The sequence below is a fragment of the Methylobacterium tarhaniae genome (assembly GCF_001043955.1).
GTDB classification, from domain to species: domain Bacteria; phylum Pseudomonadota; class Alphaproteobacteria; order Rhizobiales; family Beijerinckiaceae; genus Methylobacterium; species Methylobacterium tarhaniae.
On the sequence record NZ_LABZ01000223.1, the window covers coordinates 1 to 21,939 of the forward strand.

Here is a 21,939-nt window from a genome sequence, read left to right on the forward strand (position 1 = left end):
TCTCCGGAAGCGGCGTCCCCTCTCCCGCCCGGCTCCGCCGGGCACCCTCCCCCGCAGAGGGGGGAGGGTTCTGCTGGCGCGGCAGCCGTCGCTCTCCCACTGCGCAACCTGCTGTGTCGTGTACCGTGGGCAGGCCAACGCTTCGTCCGCTTGGCTTCTTGTTTTGTCGCAGATTTTTGCCGCAAAACCGGTGGCCAATTTTGCGAAATCTGCTTAGCCGGGATTGCCGGACTGCGTCGGAGGGATGGAGAGCGAGACGGCAACACCGAAAGCCCGCGCCGGACCCGACGAACCCCTCCTCACGGCTCCCCGGCCGGGGCCGCCGGCGCCTCGCTGTCCGGGCGCGGCTCGGCATTGGCCACGGCCTTGGTGGTGAGCAGTGGCTCGAGGCGCCGCGCCAGTTCCTGGCCGAGATGCCGGGTATAGGGGCCGGTGAAGTAGCGGCCGCCGGCGCCGCGGCCCTCGAGGTGGTCGCGGGCCTTCGTCATCGCGTCGACCTCCGGCCGGCACAGGAAGCCGATCACGCCGGCCGCCTCGTACCAGCGCCCGGCCCGGGCATGGGCGAGCGCCGCCGGATTGTTGCCGATCGTCTCGGCGAAGCAGTCGGTCGCCGCCTGTTCGAGGGGGGTGAGCACCGCGCGCCGGTGCTCGGCGCGGGAACCCGGCGCGGCCGCGGCCGGGTGGGCCGCGGCGGCCAGTTCGACCGCCGCCAGGGTGCAGATCGCGCCGTACAGCAGAACTCTCATATCCGGGCCTCGGCCGAATCAACCGCCTCTATCCCGGCAAGCCTCGTGCCGATCATGGGCGGATCTTGGGCAGGATCCCGTCGAGACGCCGAATTTCGCAGGCTGCGTGCCGTCGTCGCGAAGCTGAGCCGAGACGAGGCCGCACGGGCTGCGCCGGCTGGCGAGGCCGTCTATAAGGCGCCCAACACCAAGCGGGCGCCCGCCGGCCCGCGGGAGAGAGGACGCCGTGCCATGTCGCAGGTCGTGGAATCCCGCCGTCTCAGGACCGTGGATCTCGCCAGGCGCAAGGCGGAAGGCCGGAAGATCGTCGCGCTCACCGCCTGCCATGCGCAGATGGCCGGCCTCCTCGACGCCCATTGCGACGTCATCCTGGTCGGCGATTCGCTCGGCATGGTGATGCACGGGATGGACTCGACCCTGCCCGTGACCCTGGACATGATGATCCTCCAGGCGCAGGCGGTGATGCGGGGCACCCGCCGGGCCCTCGTCGTGGTCGACATGCCCTTCGGCTCCTACGAGGCGAGCAGCGAGCAGGCCTTCGCCAGCGCCGCCCGCATCCTGAAGGAGACGGGGGCCGGAGCGGTGAAGCTCGAAGGCGGTGCGCGCTTCGCCGGGACGGTGGCCTTCCTGACCCAGCGCGGCATCCCGGTGATGGGCCATATCGGCCTCACGCCGCAATCGATCCACACGATGGGTGGCTTCCGGGTGCAGGGAAAGGGGCCGGATGGCCAGCGCCTGCTCCTGGAGGATGCCCGTGCGATCAGCGAGGCCGGCGCCTTCGCGATCGTCCTGGAGGGCATCGTCGAGCCGGTGGCCCGTGCCATCGCGGGCGCGCCGGAGGTCACGGCGCCCACGATCGGCATCGGCGCCTCGCCGTTCTGCGACGGCCAGATCCTCGTGCTCGAGGACATGCTCGGCCTGTCCGAACGAACCCCGAAATTCGTCAGGCAGTTCGGATCGCTGCGCGCCCATATCGAAGCGGCGGTGCGCCTCTATGCCGAGGAGGTCCAGGCCGGGCGCTTCCCCGACGACGCGCATACCTATGGCGAGCGATAGGGCTCGCGGCGACCGGCGGCGCGGGCGGCCGCCCCGGGCGGAAGGCGGCTCGGCCGCGGCGCCCGTCCGGTCAGCCGCGGCCTGTTCGCTCAGCCGCGGCCTGTTCGTTCAGCCGCGGCGCTCGGCGTTCCAGCGGCCCTTGCAGGACGTGGAGCCGGAGGTGGTCCAGTTGCCGGTGCCGGTACCCTCGCCGAGGCGTCCGACCACCTGGGCGGCGGCGTCGCCCCGGCTGATCGTCGCCCGCACGGCGCCGGTCGGCTGCACCCGGCCCGACACGGTGAAGTCGCCCCCGCCGGCGTAGCGGGCCTGGCCGTTCTCGATGACGATGCCGTAGCGGTAGGCCCGGTCGCAGGACCCGCTCTCGGTGATGACCTCGACGCTCCAGGTGCCGTCGAAGCGGTTGGGTGCCTTGACGCTGGTTTTGGCGATTGCCGGCGCCGCGGCGCCGGCCAGACAAGCTCCCGCCGCGAGGGCGGACACGATCAGCCTCATGGTCCTCGTTTCCCGGTTCGGTCTGGCGACAAACTCGGCAGGACCGCGTTGGTTGCCGCAGTGCAGCGTTTCCCCGCGTTAACTGGCCGCCCTCACGCCGGGAGCGGATCCGCCGCGAGGGCCGCCGCCCGCCGCAAGTCGTCGACGAAGGCCGCATAGGCCTCTCCCCGTCCGTCGTCGGGCAGGCGCAGCAGGTAGGACGGATGGACGGTGACGAAGCCCCGGTACGGCTTCTCCCCGAAACTCGCCGGCCCGCGGGCGCGGGTGATCGGGACCTGCCGTCCGGAGAGCGCCAGCACGGCGGTGGCGCCGAGCGCCACGACGAGGCGCGGGGCCACGAAGGCGAGCTCGCGGTCGAGCCACCAGCGGTAATGCGCCACCTCGCCGGCGGTGGGCTTCTGGTGGATGCGCCGCTTGCCCCGCGCCTCGAACTTGAAGTGCTTGACCGCATTGGTGAGGTAGGCCCGATCCCGGTCGATGCCCGCCTCGCGCAGGGCCCGCGACAGGAGCTGGCCCGCCGGGCCGACGAAGGGCCGGCCCTGCAGATCCTCCTGGTCGCCCGGCTGCTCGCCCACGAAGGCGATCGCCGCTCCCGGGGGCCCCTCGCCGAGGACGGCCTGCGTCGCCCCCGGCACCAGGGGCGCGGAGGCGCGGATCACCGCGTTCAGCGCGGCGAGGGAATCGGGCTCCTGCGCCGCCATCGCGGCGAGCGCCCGGATCGGCACGCGCTTGACCGGCGCCTCCGGCGCCCGCTCGATCATCTGCCCGACCCGCCGGCCGGCCTCGCGCACCAGGCCGGGGATCGCCGCCGTCTCGGGCATGTTGTGCCAGTACTTCTTCGGCATCTCGGCCCGCATCGCCGCCAGGTTGGTGCGGGCGGGGTTGAAGGTGCTGGAATAATAGTCGGTCCAGCCGGCCTCGAAGCTGTCGTGCTCCGGCACGTCCTCGCGCCGGCCCGGCGGCCCGAAGCACAGGGCGTTGCCGTCCCAGTGCGCCGAGCCGTCCGGGGTCAGGATCGACCAGTCGAAGGACGGAAAGCGCGCGGCGAAGAACGGCGCGGCCTCGGCCAGGATGTGGTGCTCGGGCTCGAACCAGGCCGCGAAGCGCTCGCGCCCGGCCTCCCCGGCCCCGGCGCGGCGGAAGCGCAGGAAGGCGTGCATCTTGTGCAGGTCGCGACCCACCGCCTTGCGCATCAGGGCCAGGCGGTGGACCAGCGGGTCGCTCGCCACCTCGGCCAGGTGCCGCTCGCCTTGCGCCACCCGCCAGATCAGCCGGTGCAGCAGGCCGTAGCGCTCCGGGTCGCGATGCAGGACGACCGGAGGCACGAGAGCCGCCACCGCCCGCGGCAGGGCCAGCGCCGGGCCGGGCTCCCCCACATCGTCCTCGGGGAACAGCGAGGCCGCCTCGCCCGCGATCCAGGTGACGGCCTCGGGCGTCACGCCCGCGGCGACGAGGCGCCGGATCGCGCGGCGAAACCCTTCGAGGTCGGCGCCGGCTCTCAGCCGGATCGTGCGGGCTTGCATCAGAACAGGCTCAGCTGACGCGGCGGCTCGGCGAGGCGCGCGCGCAGGTCGAGCCGGTCGGTGAGCCGCGTCGGCGCGTGATCGGCGGCGACCAGGAACGGCCGGGCGCGCTTGAGGCCGGAGGTCAGGCGGGCGACGTCGTCGAGCCGCAACGTCGCGTGCCGGCGCGCCGCCACGATCTTGTCCACCGCCCGCACGCCGAGCCCCGGCACCCGCAGGAGCATCTCCCGGTCGGCCCGGTTGACGTCGACGGGGAAGCGGTCGCGGTTGCGCAGGGCCCAGGCGAGCTTCGGGTCGACGTCGAGGGCGAGCATGCCGGATTCGGTCGCCCCCGCCACGTCGTCGGGCGAGAAGGCGTAGTACCGCATCAGCCAGTCGGCCTGGTACAGCCGGTGCTCGCGCTGGAGCGGCGGGGATTTGCTGGGCAGGATCGAGGCGGCGTCGGGAATCGGGCTGAAGGCCGAGTAGTAGATCCGCTTCAGGCCGTAATGGTCGTAGAGGCGGGCGCTGGTGCGGATCAGCGATTCGTCGGTGCTGGCGTCGGCGCCGACGATCACCTGCGTCGACTGGCCGGCGGGGGCGAAGCGGCGCTTCTCCTCCTTGGCTTGCAGGATGCGCTCGCCCATCTGGCCCATCGCCGTCTGGATCGCCGCGCCGTCCTTCTCCGGCGCCAGCCGCTCCAGGCTCGCCTCGGTCGGCAGTTCGAGGTTGATCGAGAGCCGGTCGGCATAGAGCCCGGCCTGCTCGATCAGCCAGGGACTCGCCTCGGGGATGGTCTTCAGGTGGATGTAGCCGCGAAAGCCGTGCCGCTGGCGCAAGGTCTTGGCCACCCGGATCAGCTGTTCCATCGTGTGGTCGGGCGAGCGGATGATGCCGGATGAGAGAAAAAGCCCCTCGATGTAGTTGCGCTTGTAGAACTCTACCGTCAGCGTCACGACCTCGTCGACCGAGAACTTGGCCCGGCGGACGTTCGAGGAGCGCCGGTTGACGCAATAGGCGCAGTCGAACAGGCAGTAATTGGTGAGCAGGATCTTCAGGAGCGAGACGCAGCGCCCGTCCGGCGTGTAGGCGTGGCAGATGCCCGCCCCCGTGGTGGAGCCGAGCCCGCCGGCCTCGGCCTTGCGCTTCGGTGCCCCGGACGAGGCGCAGGAGGCATCGTACTTCGCGGCGTCGGCGAGGATGGTGAGCTTCTTCTTCAGGGCGTCGTCCATGCCCGCAAACTGGCGCTTGTTCCTGATTTGTTCAAGGCGGAAGGTGCCGCGCTCCCGTGGTCGAAAGCCGCATCGGGCGGCCCGGGAACTCGGCTCCGGTCATCCCGTTATCTGCCAGATTGGAATTCTTCTCATTCGCAAGGAGACGCCGCATGGCTTCGACCCCGTCCGCGAATTGCCGCAGCTGCCGCTACTACGACGACCACAAGCTGAACGGCGCCACCGCGCAGGGTGAGGAAGGCCTGTGCCGCTTCAACCCGCCGGTGAGCCAGCCGGAGCCGCAGGGGCACGGCCTGTGGCCGGTGGTCTCGGCGCAGGATTGGTGCGGACATTTCTCGCCGGAGATGATGGCGGGCGAGTAACCCGCCGCGTCGGCCCGGAGTTTTCGGAAGGCCGGCCCGCGAGGGCCGGCCTTCCTGCGTTGGCGATCCGACATCGATCGCAGGAGCACCCGTGTGTCTCCGGAGAAGCGCCTGTGGGAGGCGGAACCCCACCACCCCCGACACGTTGCGCAGGCTCCCCCAACGAAGGGTTGTTCAATGCCGGACGATGTCACCGCCCTCTCGCGCCGGAGCCTGATGATGGCCGGCGGCGCTACCCTGGTCGGCCTCGGCGGTGCGGCGGCGCAAGGGGCGGCGGGACAGGGCGTGCCGGGCCCGCAGCGGCCGGTCGATACCGGCAAGGTCGAGAACGGCAAGGTGACGTTCCCGAACTGGCGCGGCCCTTCCGACCGGCCGTCCGCGCCGCCGCCCGCGCCGCTGCCGCCCGGGGAGCGGGTCGGCTTCGCGATCGTGGGGCTCGGCCGGCTGTCGCTGGAGGAGATTCTTCCCGCCTTCGGCGAGTGCCGCAAGGCGAAGCCCGTCGCCCTGATGTCGGGATCGCCCGAGAAGGCCAAGGCGGTGGCGGCGCAACACGGCATCAAGCCGGAGGCGGTCTACGGCTACGATGCGTGGGATGCGCTGGCCCGCAACCCGGAGGTGAAGGCGGTCTACATCGTCACCCCGAACGCGCTCCACCGCGACCAGGTGATCGCCGCGGCGGGGGCGGGCAAGCACGTCCTGTGCGAGAAGCCGATGGCGGTCTCCTCGGGCGAGGCGCGGGCGATGATCGACGCCTGCGCAGCCGCGAAGGTGAAGCTGATGATCGCCTATCGCTGCCAGTACGAGCCCTATAACCGCGAGGTCGTGCGGCTCGTGCGCAGCGCCAAGTATGGCAAGGTCAAGCTGATCGAGGCGACCAACACCCAGACCATGAGCCTGCCCGAGCAGTGGCGGATGAGGTCGGCCTTGGCCGGGGGCGGCGCGCTGCCGGATATCGGGCTCTACTGCCTCAACGGGGTGCGCGCGCTGACGGGCGAGGAGCCGGTCTCCGTCCAGGCGCACGTTCACTCCTCGGACGACCCGCTCTACCGCGAGGTCGAGGAGACGGTGGCTTTCACCCTGCGGTTTCCCTCCGGCGCGCTGGCGCTCTGCTCCACCAGCTACGGCGCGCACGAGACCCGCTCGCTGACCGTCCAGGCCGAGGGTGGGGCGATCCAGCTCCAGAACGCCTTCGCGTATCAGGGCCAGCGCCTGTACTTGAGCCACCGCGAGGGCAAGGCCGAGGCCAGGGAAGAGCGGGTGCTGGGGGAGAAGAACCAGTTCGCCCTCGAGATCGACCACATGGCGACCTGCATCCTGGAGAACCGCACGCCCCGCACCCCGGGCGAGGAGGGCTTGCAGGACCAGATCCTGATGGAGGCGATCTACGAGGCCGCCCGGACCGGCGCCACGGTGGCGCTCAAGGGCCCGGAGCGGATCGTCGCGAAAGGCGACAAGGACCAGGGCGAGACGACCAAGGACGGCAAGGCCCTCGACCGCACCCGCGGCCCCGAGCCGGAGGAGGCCGGCTGAGCGGGGCCGGCCCCCTTACCAGCCGTTGATGCGCGGCCACGTGGCGGTCACGCGGTTCTCGCCGTCGAGGACGTGGTAGCGGTCGTATTGCGCGCCGGTGGCGCAGGCGTGGTTCGGCAGGATGCGGATCTGCGCGCCGATGGGCAATTCCGGCAGGCTGGCGCCCGAGCCCTTCCGCAGGGCGACGATGCCGTGCTCCTGGTTGGCATCGGCCACGATGAGGTCGGGATAGGGCTGGCCGGCTTGGTCGCAGACGAGGCCGTAGCCCTGGTCCACCGCCTGCCGCGCCGTGCCGCGGTCGCGCGACATCGCCATCCAGCCGGCATCGACGATGATCCAGCCCTTCGCCCGCTGGTGGCCGATCACCGTCGCGAGCACCGAGACGGCGATGTCCGCGACCGCGACCGAGCCGACGCCGGCCTGGAAAAGGTCGCCGAGCATGTAGACGCCGGCCCGGACCTCGGTGATCCCGGTGAGGTCGCGGGCGAAGCGCGCGGTCGGGGTCGAGCCGACGCTGACCACCGGGCAGGGCAGGCCCGCGGCGCGGAGAGCCTCCGCCGCCGTCACCGCGGCGACCCGCTCGTTCTCCGCCGCCGCCGCCAGGGCCTCGGGATCGCGCAAGGAGTAGCTGTCGCCGGCATGCAGCATCACGCCGCGCAATTTTGCGCCGCCCGCGACCAGCGTCCGGCCGATCGCCACCAGGGTGTCGGCGTCGCCCGGCGCGACGCCGGAACGGTGGCCGTCGGCATCGACCTCGATCAGCACCGGGATCGCGTCGCCGCTCGCCCGGGCATGGGCCGCCACCGCCTCGGCCTGCTCCAGGCTGTCGAGGATGATCGACAGGTCGGTGCCGCCGGCCCGGATCGCCACGACCCGGGGCAGCTTCGCCGGCGCGATGCCGACGCCGTAGATCATGTCGCGCACGCCGCCCGCGGCGAAATACTCCGCCTCCAGCAGGGTCGAGACGATGGCCGGGCCCTCGGGCGAGGCCATGGCGATGCGGCCGACCTCGAGGGACTTCGCGGTCTTGAGATGGGGCCGCAAGGCCACGCCGAGGCCGGCGAGATGGGTGCGCATCCGCTCGGCATTGGCGCGCAGTCGCGCCTCGTCGAGGAGCAGGCAGGGGGTTTGAAGGGTGTCCAGCGGCTCGGCCATGATCGCGTGCATCCTCCGGTCGCGACGAGTCTGGCAAGCAGGAAGCACGGGATGGGCTCGCTGCGCCATTAACGCTGACTGCCTCCTGCATTAAGGTTGCTCTTCATGCTCGGGCCCGACGACCTTCGCTTCTTCCTCGCCATCGCCGAGGCGCCCTCGCTGGCCGCCGCCTCGCGGGCCCTCGACGTGTCGCCCTCGGCGGTCACGCAGCGCCTGCGTGCCCTGGAGGAGCGGCTGGGCGTGCATCTGGTCGATCGGGCCGGACGCCACCTCGCGCTGACCGACGAGGGCGAGCTGATCGCCGAGCGCGGCCGCCCGGTCCTCGATTCCCTGGCCGAGCTCGACGAGGCCCTGGCCGCCCGGCGCGGGCAAGTGGTGGGGCATCTGCGGATCGTGGCGCCGCTCGGCTTCGGCCGGGCCTATGTCGCCCCGGTCGCGGCCTCGTTCCAGGCGGCGCATCCGGAGGTCGCCATCGACCTCATGCTGTCCGACCGGCTCGGCGGGGTGCCGGAGGGCACCTTCGACCTCGCGATCCATGTCGGCGCGATCACGCGGGCGGCACCGGGCCTGATCGCCCGGCGCCTCGCCCCGAACGACCGGGTGATCTGCGCCGCGCCCGCCTATCTCGCCGCCAAGGGTGAGCCGGCGACGCCGGAGGATCTGGCGACCCAGGCCTGCATCGCCCTGCGCGAGAACGACGAGGACGTGACCCTGTGGCGCTTCCGGCGCGACGGCGCGGAGGTGCGGATCCGGATCGAGCCGCGCCTCGCCAGCAACGACGGCGAGGTGGTGCGCGGCTGGGCGCTCGCCGGGCGCGGCATCATCCTGCGCTCGGAATGGGACGTCGCCGCCGACCTGCGGGCGGGGCGCCTCGTCCGGCTCCTGCCCGACCACGCCCTGCCCGAGGCGCCGGTGATGGCCCTCCTCGGCGCGCCACGCCGCGCCCGCGCCGCCCGCACCGGCCGCTTCCTCGATGCGCTCGCCGCCGCCCTCGACCCGCCTCCCTGGCGGGTGTGATCCGAAATCCGCATTGCGAAAGCGATCCCATGGGGGTCGTCTAGGGCGTCTCTGCAAACTCAGGTGAGCCAGAGCATGGTCATGCCGAGGGTGACCATGGCGAGGTCGTTGGTGGCCCGCTTCTCGTAGCGAGTGGCGATGCGGCGATACTGCTTGAGCCGGTTGATCAGCCGCTCGACCTTGTTGCGCTCCCGATAGGCGGCTTTGTCGAAGTCGGGCTGACGCGGCTGGTCCTTGCGGGTCGGGATCACCGGCTCGACCCGCCGCTGCTTGAGCCGGCGGCGGGCGGGTGGGCTGGAGTAGCCCCGGTCTCCCGCCGCCCGGCGCGGACGCAGGCGGGGGCGGCCACGCCCCGGCCGCCGCACCGCGCCCTTGTCCATCAGCGCGTCCAGCGCAAACTGCTCGTGCCGCTCGCCGGCCGTCAGGACAGCCGCCATCGGCTTGCCCCCGCCCTCGGCCCGCAAGTGCAGCTTGGTCGAGAACCCGCCCTGGCTGCGCCCGAGCGCCTCGCCCGCACCCTCGACCGTCCCCTCACCCCCCGATGGCGCCGGACTGGCGTGCGCCGGCGGCGTGCTGATGGGCGCGCACCACCGTCGCGTCCACGAAGTGCAGGTCCCAGTCGAGGTCGCCGCGGGCATCGGCCTGCGCCTGCAGGCGCTGCAGCACCCGGTCGAACACGCCGGCCTTGCGCCAGCGGTAGAACCGGCTCGAGACAGTCCCGACCGCCCCGTAGCGCGCCGGCAGATCCTCCCACGGCGCGCCCGTGCGCAAGATCCACAGCATGCCGTTGAGGACTTGGCGGTGATCCACCGCAGGACGGCCGGCACGCGGCTTCTGCGGCGGCAGCAGCGGGGCGATCTGCTCCCACTGCGCGTCGGTCAGTTCAAAGCGTCGCATCCCGATCACGTGGGGGCTTGCTCTGCCCGTGTGAACCCCTTTGCAGAGACGCCCTAAAGCGATCGGCCGGATTTTGGACGACCGTCGCATCACGCGAACGCGATCCGGCCGGTCTCGCCAGCGCCGCAGAGTCCGGGTAACCCGGACGGATGCCGCCCCGCCGCCTCGCCCTCCTCCTCGCCCTGCTGGCCTCCTGCCTCACCCTCGCCGCCGCCGAGGCGCAGGTGCCGCGGCCCTCGAAATACGCCGACCTCGTCCGGGCCGAGCTGGTGACCGAGGAGAGCGCCGTCGCGCCGGGCGCCACCCTCACCGCCGGCGTGAAACTGACGATGAAGCCGGGCTGGCACGTCTACTGGCGCAATCCGGGCGATTCCGGCCTGCCGCCGGAGATCGCCTGGACGCTGCCGGCAGGCTTCTCCGCCGGCAGCATCGCCTGGCCGGCGCCGGAGCGGATCCCGGTCGGCGACCTGATGAATTTCGGCTACGAGGGCGAGGTGCTGCTCACGGTGCCGCTCACCGCGCCGGAGAGCCTCGGCTCGGGGCCGGTCCCGCTCAGGGCCAAGGTCTCGTATCTCGTCTGCGAGCGCGAATGCGTGCCGGGCGAGGCCGCCCTGTCGACGAACCTGCCGGTGGCGCCCGCCGGAACCAGCCCGCGGCCGGAGCCCCGCAACGCCGCCCTGTTCGCGCAGGGGCGCGAGCGGCTGCCCGGACCCGCTCCCTGGCCGGTCCGGATGCGGATGGATCACGGGAATCCGGTGCTCGACATCGACGCGCCCGGCCTCCAGGCCCGCGAGGTCGCGTTCTTCCCCTATTCCGAGACCGCCCTGGAGCACGCCGCCGCGCAGGTGGCGACGAGCGACGCGACCGGCCTGCACCTGCGGCTCCAGCGCAGCGGCCAGGCCGCGCCCGACGCACCCGCGCCGGGAGCGGACGGCGTCCTGACCTTCACGGAGGAGACCGGATCGGGCCCGGTCCGCCGCGCCTACGCCCTCGGTACGGCGACGCCCGCCCCGGGCGCCGTCACGGCACAATCGGCGGCCTCCTTGCCGGCGCCGGTCCCCGTCGCCCCCGCTTCCGGGCCGGGTGGGGCCGAGGGCCTGTGGCAGGCGGCGTTCCTCGCCTTCCTGGGCGGGCTCCTGCTCAACCTGATGCCCTGCGTCTTCCCGGTCCTGTCGATCAAGGTCCTGAGCCTGGTGCGCCATTCCGGCGAGAGCCCGGGCCGGGTGCGGCTGCACGGCCTCGCCTACGCGGCCGGGGTGCTGGCGACTTTCTTGAGTCTCGCCGGCCTGCTGATCGCGCTCCGGGCCGGCGGCGCGCAGATCGGCTGGGGCTTCCAGCTGCAATCCCCCCTGGTGGTGGCGGGCCTCGCCTACGGGCTCTTCGCCATGGGCCTGAGCCTGTCGGGGATCTGGCATCTCGGCGGGCGGGCGGCTTCCCTCGGCGACGGCCTGACCCGGCGGGCCGGGCTCGAGGGCTCGTTCTTCACCGGCGTGCTGGCGACGGTGGTCGCCACCCCCTGCACCGCGCCGTTCATGGGCGCGGCGGTCGGCTACGGCCTGACGCAAGGCGCCGCCGTGGCGCTCGCGGTCTTCGCGTCCCTCGGCCTCGGCCTCGCCCTCCCCTTCGCGTTGCTGGCGGCCTGGCCGGCCCTGCTTCGCCGCCTGCCGCGCCCCGGCCCGTGGATGGAGACCCTGAAGGGTCTCCTCGCCTTCCCGCTCTATCTCACCGTGGCGTGGCTGGTCTGGGTGCTGAGCCAGCAGGTCGGCTCCACCGGCCTGATGGCCGGGCTCACCGGCCTGGTGCTGGTGGGGTTCTGCGCCTGGGCGATCGAGCGTGCCCGGATGGCCGGCGCCTTCGCCCGGCGGGTGGGGCCCGTGGCCGCGTTCCTCGGCCTCCTCGGGCTGGCAGGCCTCCTCGCCGTGCTCGACCGGGACCGCGCCGGCCCGGTGACGGTCGCCGCGGCAGAGGGCGTCGAACCGTTCAGCCAGGCCCGGCTCGACGCGCTGCTCGCCGAGCGCCGGCCGGTCTTCGTCAACATGACGGCGGCCTGGTGCATCACCTGCCAGGTCAACGACCGCGCCACCCTGCGGGCGGCCGCGGTGCAGGACGCCTTCAAGGCCCATGACGTGGCGCAGCTCAAGGGCGACTGGACCAACCAGAACCCGGAGATCACCCGGGTGCTCGAGGCCAACGGCCGCTCCGGCGTGCCGCTCTACCTGCTCTATGACGGGCGCGGCGGCGTCACGGTGCTGCCGCAGATCCTGACCGCGGCGACGGTCCGCGACGCGCTCGCGGCGCTCCCCAGCGGCACCGGGCCTCGGGCCGCCCTGCCCTGAAGCCTCCATTCAGGCCAGCCATGCGCCGCCGCACTTGAACCCGAGGCCACATCCCGCCTTATGCTGCAGTGCGGCAATGAGGAAGCGATGCAGCACACGTTTCAAGAGGCGGTCCCCGCCGCGGCGACCGGACGGGCCGTGGCCCTGGCGCTCCTGGCGCTGTCCGCGGCCTCGTTCGGCATCGGCACCACCGAATTCGTCATCATGGGGCTCCTGCCCGAGATGGCGTCGGACCTCGGCGTCGGCATCCCGACGGCGGGCCTGCTCGTGTCGGGCTACGCGCTCAGCGTCACTTTCGGCTCGCCCGTGGTGGCGATCCTGCTGGCGCGCCTCGACCGGCGCCGGGCGCTCCTGGTGCTGGTCGGCCTGTTCATCCTCGGCAACGCGCTCTGCGCCCTCGCGCCCGATTACCGCCTCCTGATGCTCGCCCGCATCGTCACGGCGCTCTGCCACGGGGCCTTCTTCGGCCTCGGCTCGGTGGTCGCCGCCGACCTGGTGCCGCCGCACCGCAAGGCCAGCGCCATCGCGATCATGTTCACCGGGCTCACGCTCGCCAACGTGCTGGGCGTGCCCTTCGGCACGGCACTCGGCCACGCCTTGGGCTGGCGGGCGACGTTCTGGGCCGTGGTCGGCATCGGCTTCGTGGCGGCGGCCGCCCTCGTCGCCTGGCTGCCGCGCCGGCTCCCGCACGAGGCCGGCAGCCTCCTGTCGGAGATGCGGGTCCTTCGCCGCACGCAGGTGGTGCTCGCCATGCTGCTGAGCGTGCTGGCCTCGGCGAGCCTGTTCAGCGTCTTCACCTACGTGGCGCCGCTGCTCGCCGCCACCGCGGGCGCCGGACCCTCGGCGATCACCGGCGTGCTGCTGCTGTTCGGCGTCGGGCTGACGCTGGGCAACGTGCTGGGTGGCCGCCTCGGCGACTGGCGGCTGATGCCGTCGGTGATCGGCCTGGGATTTGCCCTCGCGCTGGTGCTGCTGGCCCTGGTGCCGGCGAGTGCCGCCCTGGTGCCCGCCACGGCCCTGATCGGCCTGTGGGGCGTCCTCGCCTTCGCGCTGGTGGCACCGCTGCAGATACGGGTGCTCACCGCCGCCGACGGCGCCCGCAACCTCGCCTCGACGGTGAACCAGGGCGCCTTCAACCTCGGCAACGCGCTCGGCGCCTGGCTCGGCGGCCTCGCCATCACCGTGGGGGTGCCCTACGGCCACCTGCCGGTGATCGGGGCGGTGCTGGCGCTGGCGGTGGCCGGGGTGGGCGTGATGGCGCACCGGCTGGACCGGTGAGGGCGCGCGATTGGCGCGCCTCGTGGTTGGTTTGGGGGCCTGGAGGTGAGCGGTGGCGAGGCACGGCCCCCCCCGCCATCCGCCGAGCCGGATCCCCTCGGGTCCCTACCGCGCCTCCGCCGCCGCCGGCGGCTCGCGCTCGATGGTCCGGAAACCCTCCAGCTCCGCGAGGTAGCTCCGGGCCCACCAATCGACGTCCTCGCGCGCCATGCGCTCGAACATCGGCTTCCAGCGCTCCACGCGCTCGGCCTTGGGCATGTAGAGCGCGGCGCGGATGGCCTCCGCCACCTCGAACCGGTCGTAGGGGTTGACCAGCAAGGCCTCCGGCAGCTGCCGCGCGGCGCCGGCGAATTTCGACAGCACCAGCACGCCCGGATCGTCGTCGCTCTGGGCGGCGACGTATTCCTTGGCGACGAGGTTCATGCCGTCGCGCATCGGCGTGACGACGCCGACGCGGGCGGCGCGGTAGAGGCCGGCGAGCACGGCCCGCGGATAGGCCTTGGTGACGTACTGGATCGGCGTCCAGGACGGCTCGCCGAGGGACCCGTTGATGTTCCCCAAGACCTCGTTCACGTCGCGGCTGAGCTGCTCGTATTCCGGCACCTCGGTGCGGGACTTCGGGGCGATCTGCAGGAAGACGACGTTGCCGCGCTGGTCGGGGTTGGAGGCGAAGAAGCGCTCCACCGCCTCCATCCGCTCCGGCACGCCCTTCGAGTAGTCGAGCCGGTCGACGCCGATCAGGAGCTTGCGGGTGCGCAGGCCCGCTACCGTGTCGCGCACGGTGCGGTTCATGCCGGCGCGCTCGGCGGCCTGGCGGAACCCGTCGACGTCGATGCCGATCGGGAAGCTGCGGATGCGGGTGCGGCGCCCGTCGACCATCAGCGAGCCGCCGCCCAGCGGGATCGCCCGCAGCTCGTCGACGAGGTTGCGCGACAGGTTGTGCACGTCGCTGTCGGTCTGGAGGCCGATCAGGTCGTAGTCGGAGACCGCGCGCAAGAGCTCGGTCGAGGCCGGCAGGGTGTTGAACACCTCGCCCGAGGGCCATGGGATGTGGTGGAAGTAGCCGATCGGGTTGGAGACGCCCAGGCCCCGCAGCTCGGAGGCGAGCGGGATCAGGTGGTAGTCGTGGACCCAGATCAGGTCGCCCGGCTCGATCAGGCCGGCCAGCGCCTGGGCGAAGATGCGGTTGACCCGCTGGTAGCCGGCGTAATCGGCCCGGGAGAACGCCGCCAGGCCGAGGCGGTAATGCATGATCGGCCAGAGCGCCCGGTTGGCGAAGCCGCTGTAATACTCGCGGTGGTCCTGGGGCGAGAGGTCCATCACCGCGTATTGCACCCGGCCCCGGTCGGCGATCACCGGCTCGGAGGACGGGGTGTCGGTGATCTTGCCGCTCCAGCCGAACCACAGCCCCTTATAGGCCGTGAAGGCCTCCTTGAGGGCGACGGCGAGTCCGCCGGCCGCGACCGCCTTGGATCCCGCATCCGGGACGGCGACGCGATTCGACACGATGATGAGGCGTGACACGGCGGGTATGGACTCCGGCTGCACGGACCTTGTGGGGCGGGAACGTCGCCGCGTCCATCCGCCCCCGACGGAGAAAACGCGCCGGAAGCAAGCGCGATCCGCGCCGATTGGTCAACCCTTTCGGCGAATCCGGCGCCCGCCGCACCAGCACGGGCTGTGCCCGATGCTCCACAGGAATCCCGCTGCGCTTCCTCCTCGAATGAGGCCGGAACCGGGCGCCTTGGCTGCTGTTACCCGCAATATCGTCGCATGTGGTCGGCGCGGTGGCCGGTCCGGCCGGTCCGCCGCGCCACCGAGAACGGAGTTGCCTGATGAGCGCGGGTTACGAGAACGGACAGCACCGAGCGGAGGTCCGGGGGACTCCCGACGAGCGCCCGGCGGATTGGAACGACCTGCGCCACGACGTGCGCCAGCTCGGCGACGTCGCGATGGAGCGCGGCTTCAGCCTGGTCGAGTCGGCCCGCGAGCAGGTCCACGGCTATGTCGACCGGCGCAAGGGCGACGCCGCCCAATCGGTCTCCGACCTTGCCCAGGCCCTGCGCGATTCCGGCGGCAAGCTCGACCAGCAGCCGAACGTGAAGGCCTTCTTCGACAGCGCCGCCGAGGGCCTGGAGCAGCTCTCCGGCTCGATCCGCGAGCGCAGCTTCGAGGACTTCTACAGCGAGATCGAGTCGGTGGCCCGTCGCCGGCCGGCCGCCGTCGCGGTGGCGACCTTCCTCACCGGCTTCCTCGCCGCCCGCTTCATCAAGTCCTCGGCCCATCCCGCGCACGTGCTCGACGGCCGCGACGCCTTCGCCCGCGGACCGGAAGTGGGGGCCGACCGCTCGCGCGGCACCTCGTCCGGCCGGGCCTCCGACACGTTCGGGGGATCGCGCCAGGCGGGGTACCGGGACGTTCCCGGCGCCCATAGCGAGCCCGAGACCGCCCGGCCCGATCCGTACCGCACCGGCGCGTCCGGCCCGCGCTACTCGGCCTGAGAGGAGGACGCCGCGATGGCCGACCCCACTGCCGGCCGCCCGCTCGGCGGCACCGGAACCCCGGGGAGCATCCAGGGGCTCCTGGGCGATGCCCTGCGCGAGACCACCGACCTCGCCCGCAAGGAGATCGCCCTCTTCCGCACCGAGATGTCGAACAACCTGAGGTCGCTGTTCCTCGGGCTCGCCATGATGGTCGGTGCGGCGGTCTTCGCCGTCGTGGCCCTCCTGGTGCTCACCGACGCCCTGGTGAAGTGGCTCGCCACGGTGGTGGGCTCGGAGGCGCTGGCCGCCCTGATCGTCGGGGCGGTGTTCCTGGCGATCGGCATCGGGCTCGCCCTGTGGGGCCGCAGCGCCATGTCCCTGTCCACGCTGACGCCGACCCGCACGACGCGCCAGGTGCGCCAGGATGCGAGGGTCCTGTCCGAGAGGGTGTCGGGATGACCCAGTCGATCAACGAGCTCGAACACGACATCGAGGAGACCCGGGCCCGGCTCGACCGGACCATCGACCAGATCCAGGGCCGGCTCTCCCCGGCCAGCATCGTCGACGAGATGCTCGGCACGGTGCGGCAATCGCCCGCGAGCGGCCTCTATGACGGGGCGCTGGAGGCGGTGCGGCGCAACCCCGTGCCGGTGATGCTGATCGTCGCCGGCTTCGGCTGGCTGATCCACCGCGTCGCCCGGGACGCGCAGCGCCGTCATCACCTCGACGCCACGATGAACGGGGCCGAGGCGGTGCCGGTGCTCAAGACCGGCGCGGCCCGGGTCTACGACCCCGACCGGCCGACCGCCCATCCGGCAGCCGACCGCGTCGCCGACGGCCTGCGGATGTGAGGCGGCGCCGGCCGAGACGCCGGCGCCTTTTTTCCCCGAGAACCTTTCGACCGGCCGCAGGATCCGACGGCACAGCCCCTGCCCTCACGGACCTGCCTTGGGAGTATCCGAGCCATGGCAGAGCACACCATCAACCCGGCCAATCCCGGCGCGCCCTCGGCCCACACCCCCGCCACGGGGCCCGAGCGCAACCTGCACCAGGACCACGACACCGTCCGCCAGAACCTCGATGCCGCGCAGGGTGCGGCGCGCGATGCCGGCGCGACGGTGAAGGATGCCGCCGCCCACGCCTCCGAGCGGGTGAGCGACACCGCCTCCGGCATCGGCGAGCGCATCAGCCAGACCGCCGAGGAGCTGCGCGCCAAGGCGGATGCCGCCGCCGAAAGGCTGAAGCAGGGCGCCAGCGAGGCGGTCGACCGCGCCCATGCCCAGGCCAGCCAGGCCTACGGCGCCGTCGGCGGCCGCAGCTCGGAGGCGCTCGACCGCGCCCGCGACTGGGCCAGCGACCGGATCGAGACCGGCTCCCAGCGCTATGCCGACCTGCGCGACCGCGGCAGCGAGCGCCTCGCGCAGGGGCAGAACGCCGTCGAGCGCTTCGTCAGCGAGAACCCGGTTCTGGTCGGTGTCGTCGGCCTCGCCGCCGGCATGCTGCTCGGCGCGCTTCTGCCGCGCACCCGCCAGGAGGACCGGACCGTCGGCGCCTATGCCGACGAGGTCCGCGACCAGGGCCTGCGCTATGCCCGCGAGGCGACCGAGCGCGGCCGGCAATTCGTCGAGAGCGCCCTCGACCAGGCCCAGGACGCCGCCGTCGCGGCCGCCCACGCGGCCACCGACGAGCTGCGCAAGAACCAGCCCGGGACCCACCAGCCCGGCCAGCCCGGGACCGGCGAGCCGGGCCGGCAGACGCATTGAGCGGGAGGCCCCGAACAGGCCGCCCCGGTCCTCGTCGCTCGACGTCGTCCCGGGGGCTCGCGACGCGAGAACCCGGGATGCCATCGAGGGTGACGTGACCGCTGGGCAAAGCTGGCGGATCGTTCTTCCTGTTTCCAGGATCGGCCGGCCCCGCGGGGCCGGCCTTTTTTCATGCCCGCGCGCCGACTTCCCGTCCGCATCCCGGGACCCGCGGCGCCCCGCGCCGCGTTGTCGGCCATGATCTCCGCCTCTCCCGCTCCCGGCCCCCGCCTCGGCTTCTGCTGCAAGTTCATCCCGGACGAGGAGCCCGGCCGTCACAAGACCCTGAAGGCCGCCAAGGACGCCGCGATGGTGATGAACGTCACCACGGTGACGATCGCCCATCTGCGCCGGCTCGATCCGGCGGCGGCGCGGGAGAAGCTGGTCGCCGTGGTGACCCACAACCTCGCGGCGATGGGGCGCCAGGTCGCCTGGGTGGCGGGCCGTCCCCCGCTGGAGCGGCTCCTGCGCCTCGCGAGCTCGATCCTGCCGGGCTACACCCACCCCGAGGTGCGCGACCTCTACGCCGATCCGGATTTCCGCCGCGCCATCGAGGCGGGACTGGCGGCGGTGGGCGAAGCGGCGCGGGCGGGGGGCGTGCGCCTCAGCATGCATCCGGGCCCGTTCTGCATCCTGGCGAGCCGCAACCCGGCGGCGCTGGAGAACGGCATCGCCGAACTCGACTACCATGCCGAAGTGATGGCGATGATGGGCTACGGCAGCGGCTGGCACCCGCACGGCGCCCACGTCAACATCCATGTCGGCGCCCGCGATCCCGGGGTCGACGCCTTCCGGGAGAACCTGTCGCGCGTCTCGCAAGCGGCCCGCGACCTCGTCACGGTCGAGAACGACGAATCCGCCTTCGGCCTCGACGAGGTCCTGCGCCTCGCCGACGCGGTGCCGGTGGTCCTCGATCTGCACCACCACTGGATCCAGAGTCGCGGCGAGTACATCGAGCCCGACGATCCCCGCATCGCCCGGGTGATCGCGTCCTGGCGCGGGGTGCGGCCCGTCGGCCATGTCAGCGTCTCGCGGGAAGACGTGCTGCCCGGCCACGACCCCGACGCGCTTCCCGATTTCGCGGCGCTCACGGGGGCCGGCCTCAACGGCCGCGACCTCGCGGCGCATTCCGACCTGATGTGGAACCGGGCGCTCAACGACCTCGTCGCCCGCCACCTCGCCTGGTGCGACATCGAGGTCGAGGCCAAGCTGAAGAACCTCGCCTCGACCGGCCTGGCGCTCCATGTCGGCCCCGGCCTTCTCGGCGTCGCCCCGGCCTCGGTGGCGGCGGAGTAGGCGGCGCCCGACGCTGCCGCGAGACGGGATGGTCTCGACGCTCACGCGTGCAGCATGGTCTCGACGCTCACGCGTCATGGCTGTAACGGTGCGGGATGAGATCGGCCGATTGCGACATCCTCGTCGTCCCGGGCTACACCAATTCCGGGCCCGACCACTGGCAGAGCCGCTGGCAGGAGCGGCTCTCCACCGCCCGCCGGGTGACCCAGGAGAGCTGGGACCATCCCGAGCCGGAGGCTTGGCGCGATGCCGTGATCGCGGCGGTGCAGGGCCTGAGCCGGCCGGCGGTGCTGGTCGCCCACAGCCTGGGCGTGGTCTCCTGCGTGCAGGCGGCGCCCTACCTGCCCAAGGGCAGCGTCGCCGGCGCCTTCCTGGTCGCGCTGCCCGATGTCGAGCGGCCGGACATGCCGGCCGTCCTGCGCAGCTTCGCGCCGATCCCGCGGGAGCCCCTGCCCTTCCCGGCGGTCCTGGTGACGAGCCGCACCGATCCCTACACCGCCTATGACCGGGCGGGCGAGTTCGCCGCCGCCTGGGGCGCGGAACTCGTCGATGCCGGCGAGTCCGGCCACCTCAATTCGGAGAGCGGGCACGGGCCCTGGCCCGAGGGGCTGATGCGCTTCGCCGGCTTCCTGCGCACCCTCTAGGACGGGTCCGTGATCTCCTATCTCGACATGGTCGAGCCCGCGACGGCGGCGACCTTCCGCGAGGTCGATTACCTCGCGGCCAATCCGGACCTCCATCTCGCGGTGCGCGAAGGGCGGCTCGCCAGCGGCCGGGCGCATTTCGAGCGTCACGGCCTGCGCCAGGGCCGGCGCCAGAGCCGCCTCCCCGAGGGGCTCGACGCGATGCGGGCCGGGAAGCTCGCGCGGCTGGCGCCGCTGATGCGGGACGACCTTCCCCATCGCCGCGTCGGCGAGAAGTACGATTACCTCAGCGAGGACCTGCGGGCGCTCTCGGGCGCCGAGGACAGCCCGAACGTCTCGCAGAACGCCTATGACGGCCACGTCCAGGAGCTGATCGAGTCCAACCCGGACGGGCTGATCCTCGATTGCGGCGCCGGCCGCCGCGACCGCTACTACGCCAACGTCGTCAACCTCGAGATCGCCGATTACGACACGACCGACGTCCTCGGCATCGGCGAGGTGCTGCCCTTCCGCGATGCCAGCTTCGACGGGGTGATCTCGATCGCGGTGCTGGAGCATGTCCGCGATCCCTTCGCCTGCGCCCGCGAGATCGCCCGGGTGCTCAAGCCCGGCGGCCGGCTGGTCTGCGCGGTGCCGTTCCTGCAGCCGCTGCACGGTTATCCGCACCACTATTACAACATGACCGGCGAGGGCCTGCGCAACCTGTTCTCCGGCCACCTGGCGGTCGACCACCAATACGTCCCGGCCTCGCTCCTGCCGATCTGGAGCCTGACCTGGATCATCCAGTCCTGGGCCGCGGGCCTGCCGCCGGACGTGCGCAAGCGCTTCCTGTCGCGCCGCCTCTCCGACTTCACCGCCGACCCGCTCGCGCTCCTCCAGGAGCCCTACGTGACGCAGTTGAGCGACCAGAAGAACATGGAGCTGGCGAGCGGGACGTACCTGTTCGCGCACAAGGAGTAAGGACCGCGCCTTCCGTGCGCCGCCGCGCGCGTCACCGACGCGGTGGGAACGGGCCGCACCGCAGAGCGAGGAGCGCCGCCCCGCATTCCCGCTCCTCTGCGCGGATATCCGCCCGGGAAGGGTCCTGTCTGGACCGGCGGTTGCCCTGCCCCGATCTCCGATCGATCGCCGATCGTCCAGAGCGCTTCACGATCGCGCTGCAACCGCGAAGCTCTCTAGATCTTTGATTTTGCCGCATTTTCTACGACGAGCCGGTATCCGCTTCGTCGGAGAATGCTCGAGCGGGCATAGCCGGTCTTCATCAAGCCTGCCGGCCCGGATAGCGGGAATCTGCTGCAAATTGCGCCCGCGGGGACTCCGTGTCCCCTGGGTCGTGCAGGTCATGATTCGTTATCCGATCACTATTACCCAATATCAACACCCGCATGTCAGGTTCGTCGCTGGGGCAGATCAGTGATGGATTGACGGAAGCGAGCCATGTGGACCGGCGTGAAGTACATGGCGGCCCTCGCGATCGGCCTGCCTCTCTGGGGCATCCCCAGTGCCGTATCGGTCGAACCGCAGGCGAACCCTGCGGCGCCGTCCCGGAACGATCTGGACACCCTGCTCTGGCCGTCCGTTGACGCGGCGCGGCGGATCGACCAGCGCGGCCGCGCGCTGCGCCCCGCAGATCTCCGCGACCGGGTCGCCGTGGTGGCCTTCGTCACCGCGGAATGCTCGATCGCCTGCGTCACCCGCATCCTCGACCTCGACCGGGTCGCGAAGGCCCTGCCGCAGGCGCTCCGCGACCGCGCGGTGTTCCTCGCGGTCTCGCTCGACGACGCGAAGGGCGGGAATGCGACGCTCCGCGCCTTCGCCGACGGCACCGCCGGAGCGGGCACGCGGCTGCGGTTCCTCGCCGGCGACGCGGCCTGGACCGCGTCGCTCATGGCGCTGCTGCGCTACCCGGCGGCGCGGATGCCGGAGCCGCCGCCGCAGGTCCTGGTCTTCGACCGGCGCGGCGGGATCGCGATGACCTATGGCGGCGACCCGGTCGACCGCCCGCGGCTCGAACGCGACATCCCCCTCCTCGACACCTTCGCGCAGGGGCTCGGCGCAGCCCCCGCGCCCGCCTCCCCGCAGCCTCGCTGACCGCTCCGAAGCGAAAGTCC

20 protein-coding genes and 1 pseudogene are annotated in these 21,939 nt (G+C 72.3%); 14 read left to right on the forward strand and 7 right to left on the reverse strand.

Annotated elements, in window-relative coordinates:
- Window positions 1–299: 299 nt before the first annotated feature.
- Window positions 300–746 (reverse strand): hypothetical protein, encoded by a 447-nt coding sequence (locus VQ03_RS26195; RefSeq protein WP_053078739.1) that lies wholly within the window; start codon window positions 744–746, stop codon window positions 300–302.
- A gap of 231 nt (window positions 747–977) precedes the next feature.
- On the opposite strand from VQ03_RS26195, the gene panB reads away from it, so the two are divergent.
- Entirely contained in the window at window positions 978–1,802 is an 825-nt protein-coding gene (panB, locus tag VQ03_RS26200; RefSeq protein WP_048453856.1) for a 3-methyl-2-oxobutanoate hydroxymethyltransferase, read from the forward strand.
- A 108-nt stretch (window positions 1,803–1,910) separates the two neighbouring features.
- On the opposite strand, the gene VQ03_RS26205 is transcribed toward panB, so the two are convergent.
- The 3 genes from VQ03_RS26205 to VQ03_RS26215 form a co-directional block, all read right to left on the reverse strand.
- A complete protein-coding gene (locus VQ03_RS26205; RefSeq protein WP_048453857.1) occupies window positions 1,911–2,294 on the reverse strand; it encodes a hypothetical protein in 384 nt (127 codons plus the stop codon).
- Between the two features lie 92 nt (window positions 2,295–2,386).
- Window positions 2,387–3,817 (reverse strand): UdgX family uracil-DNA binding protein, encoded by a 1,431-nt coding sequence (locus VQ03_RS26210; protein WP_048453858.1) that lies wholly within the window; start codon window positions 3,815–3,817, stop codon window positions 2,387–2,389.
- Window positions 3,817–5,028 carry a putative DNA modification/repair radical SAM protein gene (locus VQ03_RS26215; protein WP_048453859.1) on the reverse strand — a complete coding sequence of 404 codons (1,212 nt, stop codon included), beginning with the start codon at window positions 5,026–5,028 and terminating at the stop codon, window positions 3,817–3,819. Before VQ03_RS26215 ends, VQ03_RS26210 begins: the two co-directional genes overlap by 1 nt.
- Window positions 5,029–5,180: 152 nt before the next feature.
- Here VQ03_RS26215 and VQ03_RS26220 point away from each other — a divergent pair, with 152 nt between their 5' ends.
- Window positions 5,181–5,390 (forward strand): hypothetical protein, encoded by a 210-nt coding sequence (locus VQ03_RS26220; protein ID WP_048453860.1) that lies wholly within the window; start codon window positions 5,181–5,183, stop codon window positions 5,388–5,390.
- Window positions 5,391–5,567: 177 nt separating this feature from the next.
- Window positions 5,568–6,920: a Gfo/Idh/MocA family protein gene (locus VQ03_RS26225; protein ID WP_048453861.1), complete on the forward strand. Its 1,353-nt coding sequence runs from the start codon at window positions 5,568–5,570 to the stop codon at window positions 6,918–6,920.
- A gap of 15 nt (window positions 6,921–6,935) precedes the next feature.
- Here VQ03_RS26225 and VQ03_RS26230 read toward each other — a convergent pair whose 3' ends face one another.
- Window positions 6,936–8,075 (reverse strand): DSD1 family PLP-dependent enzyme, encoded by a 1,140-nt coding sequence (locus VQ03_RS26230; protein ID WP_245292200.1) that lies wholly within the window; start codon window positions 8,073–8,075, stop codon window positions 6,936–6,938.
- Between the two features lie 105 nt (window positions 8,076–8,180).
- Between VQ03_RS26230 and VQ03_RS26235 the strand changes: the two genes are divergently transcribed.
- Complete coding sequence (locus tag VQ03_RS26235) at window positions 8,181–9,092, forward strand: LysR family transcriptional regulator (protein WP_048453876.1); 912 nt, start codon at window positions 8,181–8,183, stop codon at window positions 9,090–9,092.
- Window positions 9,093–9,151: 59 nt separating this feature from the next.
- Here the strand turns inward: VQ03_RS26235 and VQ03_RS32255 are convergent.
- Window positions 9,152–9,989 (reverse strand): IS5 family transposase gene (locus VQ03_RS32255; protein WP_157064262.1). Its coding sequence is split into 2 segments (ribosomal slippage): window positions 9,152–9,631 and window positions 9,633–9,989, totalling 837 coding nucleotides; the frame shifts between segments, so codons are not numbered across the junction.
- Window positions 9,990–10,138: 149 nt separating this feature from the next.
- Here VQ03_RS32255 and VQ03_RS26250 point away from each other — a divergent pair.
- On the forward strand, window positions 10,139–12,325 hold the full coding sequence (locus VQ03_RS26250) for a protein-disulfide reductase DsbD family protein (RefSeq protein ID WP_048453865.1): 2,187 nt from the start codon (window positions 10,139–10,141) through the stop codon (window positions 12,323–12,325).
- A gap of 87 nt (window positions 12,326–12,412) precedes the next feature.
- Window positions 12,413–13,603, forward strand: a complete 1,191-nt coding sequence (locus VQ03_RS26255) for an MFS transporter (RefSeq protein WP_425350100.1) — start codon at window positions 12,413–12,415, stop codon at window positions 13,601–13,603.
- A gap of 105 nt (window positions 13,604–13,708) precedes the next feature.
- Here the strand turns inward: VQ03_RS26255 and VQ03_RS26260 are convergent, their stop codons facing one another.
- Window positions 13,709–15,127 (reverse strand): alpha,alpha-trehalose-phosphate synthase (UDP-forming), encoded by a 1,419-nt coding sequence (locus VQ03_RS26260; RefSeq protein WP_048453866.1) that lies wholly within the window; start codon window positions 15,125–15,127, stop codon window positions 13,709–13,711.
- A gap of 311 nt (window positions 15,128–15,438) precedes the next feature.
- Here VQ03_RS26260 and VQ03_RS26265 point away from each other — a divergent pair.
- The 8 genes and pseudogenes from VQ03_RS26265 to VQ03_RS33345 form a co-directional block, all read left to right on the forward strand.
- Window positions 15,439–15,921 (forward strand): annotated as a pseudogene (locus VQ03_RS26265) (hypothetical protein); the annotation flags it as partial.
- 198 nt (window positions 15,922–16,119) lie between these two features.
- Window positions 16,120–16,545, forward strand: coding sequence for a phage holin family protein (locus VQ03_RS26270; RefSeq protein WP_048453867.1), 426 nt, complete (start codon window positions 16,120–16,122; stop codon window positions 16,543–16,545).
- On the forward strand, window positions 16,542–16,937 hold the full coding sequence (locus tag VQ03_RS26275; RefSeq protein WP_048453868.1) for a DUF3618 domain-containing protein: 396 nt from the start codon (window positions 16,542–16,544) through the stop codon (window positions 16,935–16,937). Before VQ03_RS26270 ends, VQ03_RS26275 begins: the two co-directional genes overlap by 4 nt.
- 114 nt (window positions 16,938–17,051) lie before the next feature.
- Window positions 17,052–17,849 carry a hypothetical protein gene (locus tag VQ03_RS26280; protein ID WP_048453869.1) on the forward strand — a complete coding sequence of 266 codons (798 nt, stop codon included), beginning with the start codon at window positions 17,052–17,054 and terminating at the stop codon, window positions 17,847–17,849.
- A gap of 237 nt (window positions 17,850–18,086) precedes the next feature.
- On the forward strand, window positions 18,087–19,184 hold the full coding sequence (locus VQ03_RS26285) for a UV damage endonuclease UvsE (RefSeq protein WP_048453870.1): 1,098 nt from the start codon (window positions 18,087–18,089) through the stop codon (window positions 19,182–19,184).
- 95 nt (window positions 19,185–19,279) lie between these two features.
- Window positions 19,280–19,828, forward strand: a complete 549-nt coding sequence (locus VQ03_RS26290; protein ID WP_048453871.1) for an RBBP9/YdeN family alpha/beta hydrolase — start codon at window positions 19,280–19,282, stop codon at window positions 19,826–19,828.
- 9 nt (window positions 19,829–19,837) lie between these two features.
- Window positions 19,838–20,788 carry a class I SAM-dependent methyltransferase gene (locus VQ03_RS26295; RefSeq protein ID WP_053078740.1) on the forward strand — a complete coding sequence of 317 codons (951 nt, stop codon included), beginning with the start codon at window positions 19,838–19,840 and terminating at the stop codon, window positions 20,786–20,788.
- Between the two features lie 477 nt (window positions 20,789–21,265).
- Window positions 21,266–21,919: an SCO family protein gene (locus VQ03_RS33345; protein WP_053078741.1), complete on the forward strand. Its 654-nt coding sequence runs from the start codon at window positions 21,266–21,268 to the stop codon at window positions 21,917–21,919.
- Window positions 21,920–21,939: the final 20 nt, after the last annotated feature.

Coding starts and splice junctions, on each gene's coding strand:
- VQ03_RS26195 (WP_053078739.1), bottom strand. CDS start 746: ATGAGAGTTCTGCTGTACGGCGCGATCTGCACCCTGGCGGCGGTCGAA.
- panB (WP_048453856.1), top strand. CDS start 978: ATGTCGCAGGTCGTGGAATCCCGCCGTCTCAGGACCGTGGATCTCGCC.
- VQ03_RS26205 (WP_048453857.1), bottom strand. CDS start 2,294: ATGAGGCTGATCGTGTCCGCCCTCGCGGCGGGAGCTTGTCTGGCCGGC.
- VQ03_RS26210 (WP_048453858.1), bottom strand. CDS start 3,817: ATGCAAGCCCGCACGATCCGGCTGAGAGCCGGCGCCGACCTCGAAGGG.
- VQ03_RS26215 (WP_048453859.1), bottom strand. CDS start 5,028: ATGGACGACGCCCTGAAGAAGAAGCTCACCATCCTCGCCGACGCCGCG.
- VQ03_RS26220 (WP_048453860.1), top strand. CDS start 5,181: ATGGCTTCGACCCCGTCCGCGAATTGCCGCAGCTGCCGCTACTACGAC.
- VQ03_RS26225 (WP_048453861.1), top strand. CDS start 5,568: ATGCCGGACGATGTCACCGCCCTCTCGCGCCGGAGCCTGATGATGGCC.
- VQ03_RS26230 (WP_245292200.1), bottom strand. CDS start 8,075: ATGGCCGAGCCGCTGGACACCCTTCAAACCCCCTGCCTGCTCCTCGAC.
- VQ03_RS26235 (WP_048453876.1), top strand. CDS start 8,181: ATGCTCGGGCCCGACGACCTTCGCTTCTTCCTCGCCATCGCCGAGGCG.
- VQ03_RS26250 (WP_048453865.1), top strand. CDS start 10,139: ATGCCGCCCCGCCGCCTCGCCCTCCTCCTCGCCCTGCTGGCCTCCTGC.
- VQ03_RS26255 (WP_425350100.1), top strand. CDS start 12,413: ATGCAGCACACGTTTCAAGAGGCGGTCCCCGCCGCGGCGACCGGACGG.
- VQ03_RS26270 (WP_048453867.1), top strand. CDS start 16,120: ATGGCCGACCCCACTGCCGGCCGCCCGCTCGGCGGCACCGGAACCCCG.
- VQ03_RS26275 (WP_048453868.1), top strand. CDS start 16,542: ATGACCCAGTCGATCAACGAGCTCGAACACGACATCGAGGAGACCCGG.
- VQ03_RS26280 (WP_048453869.1), top strand. CDS start 17,052: ATGGCAGAGCACACCATCAACCCGGCCAATCCCGGCGCGCCCTCGGCC.
- VQ03_RS26285 (WP_048453870.1), top strand. CDS start 18,087: ATGATCTCCGCCTCTCCCGCTCCCGGCCCCCGCCTCGGCTTCTGCTGC.
- VQ03_RS26290 (WP_048453871.1), top strand. CDS start 19,280: ATGAGATCGGCCGATTGCGACATCCTCGTCGTCCCGGGCTACACCAAT.
- VQ03_RS33345 (WP_053078741.1), top strand. CDS start 21,266: ATGTGGACCGGCGTGAAGTACATGGCGGCCCTCGCGATCGGCCTGCCT.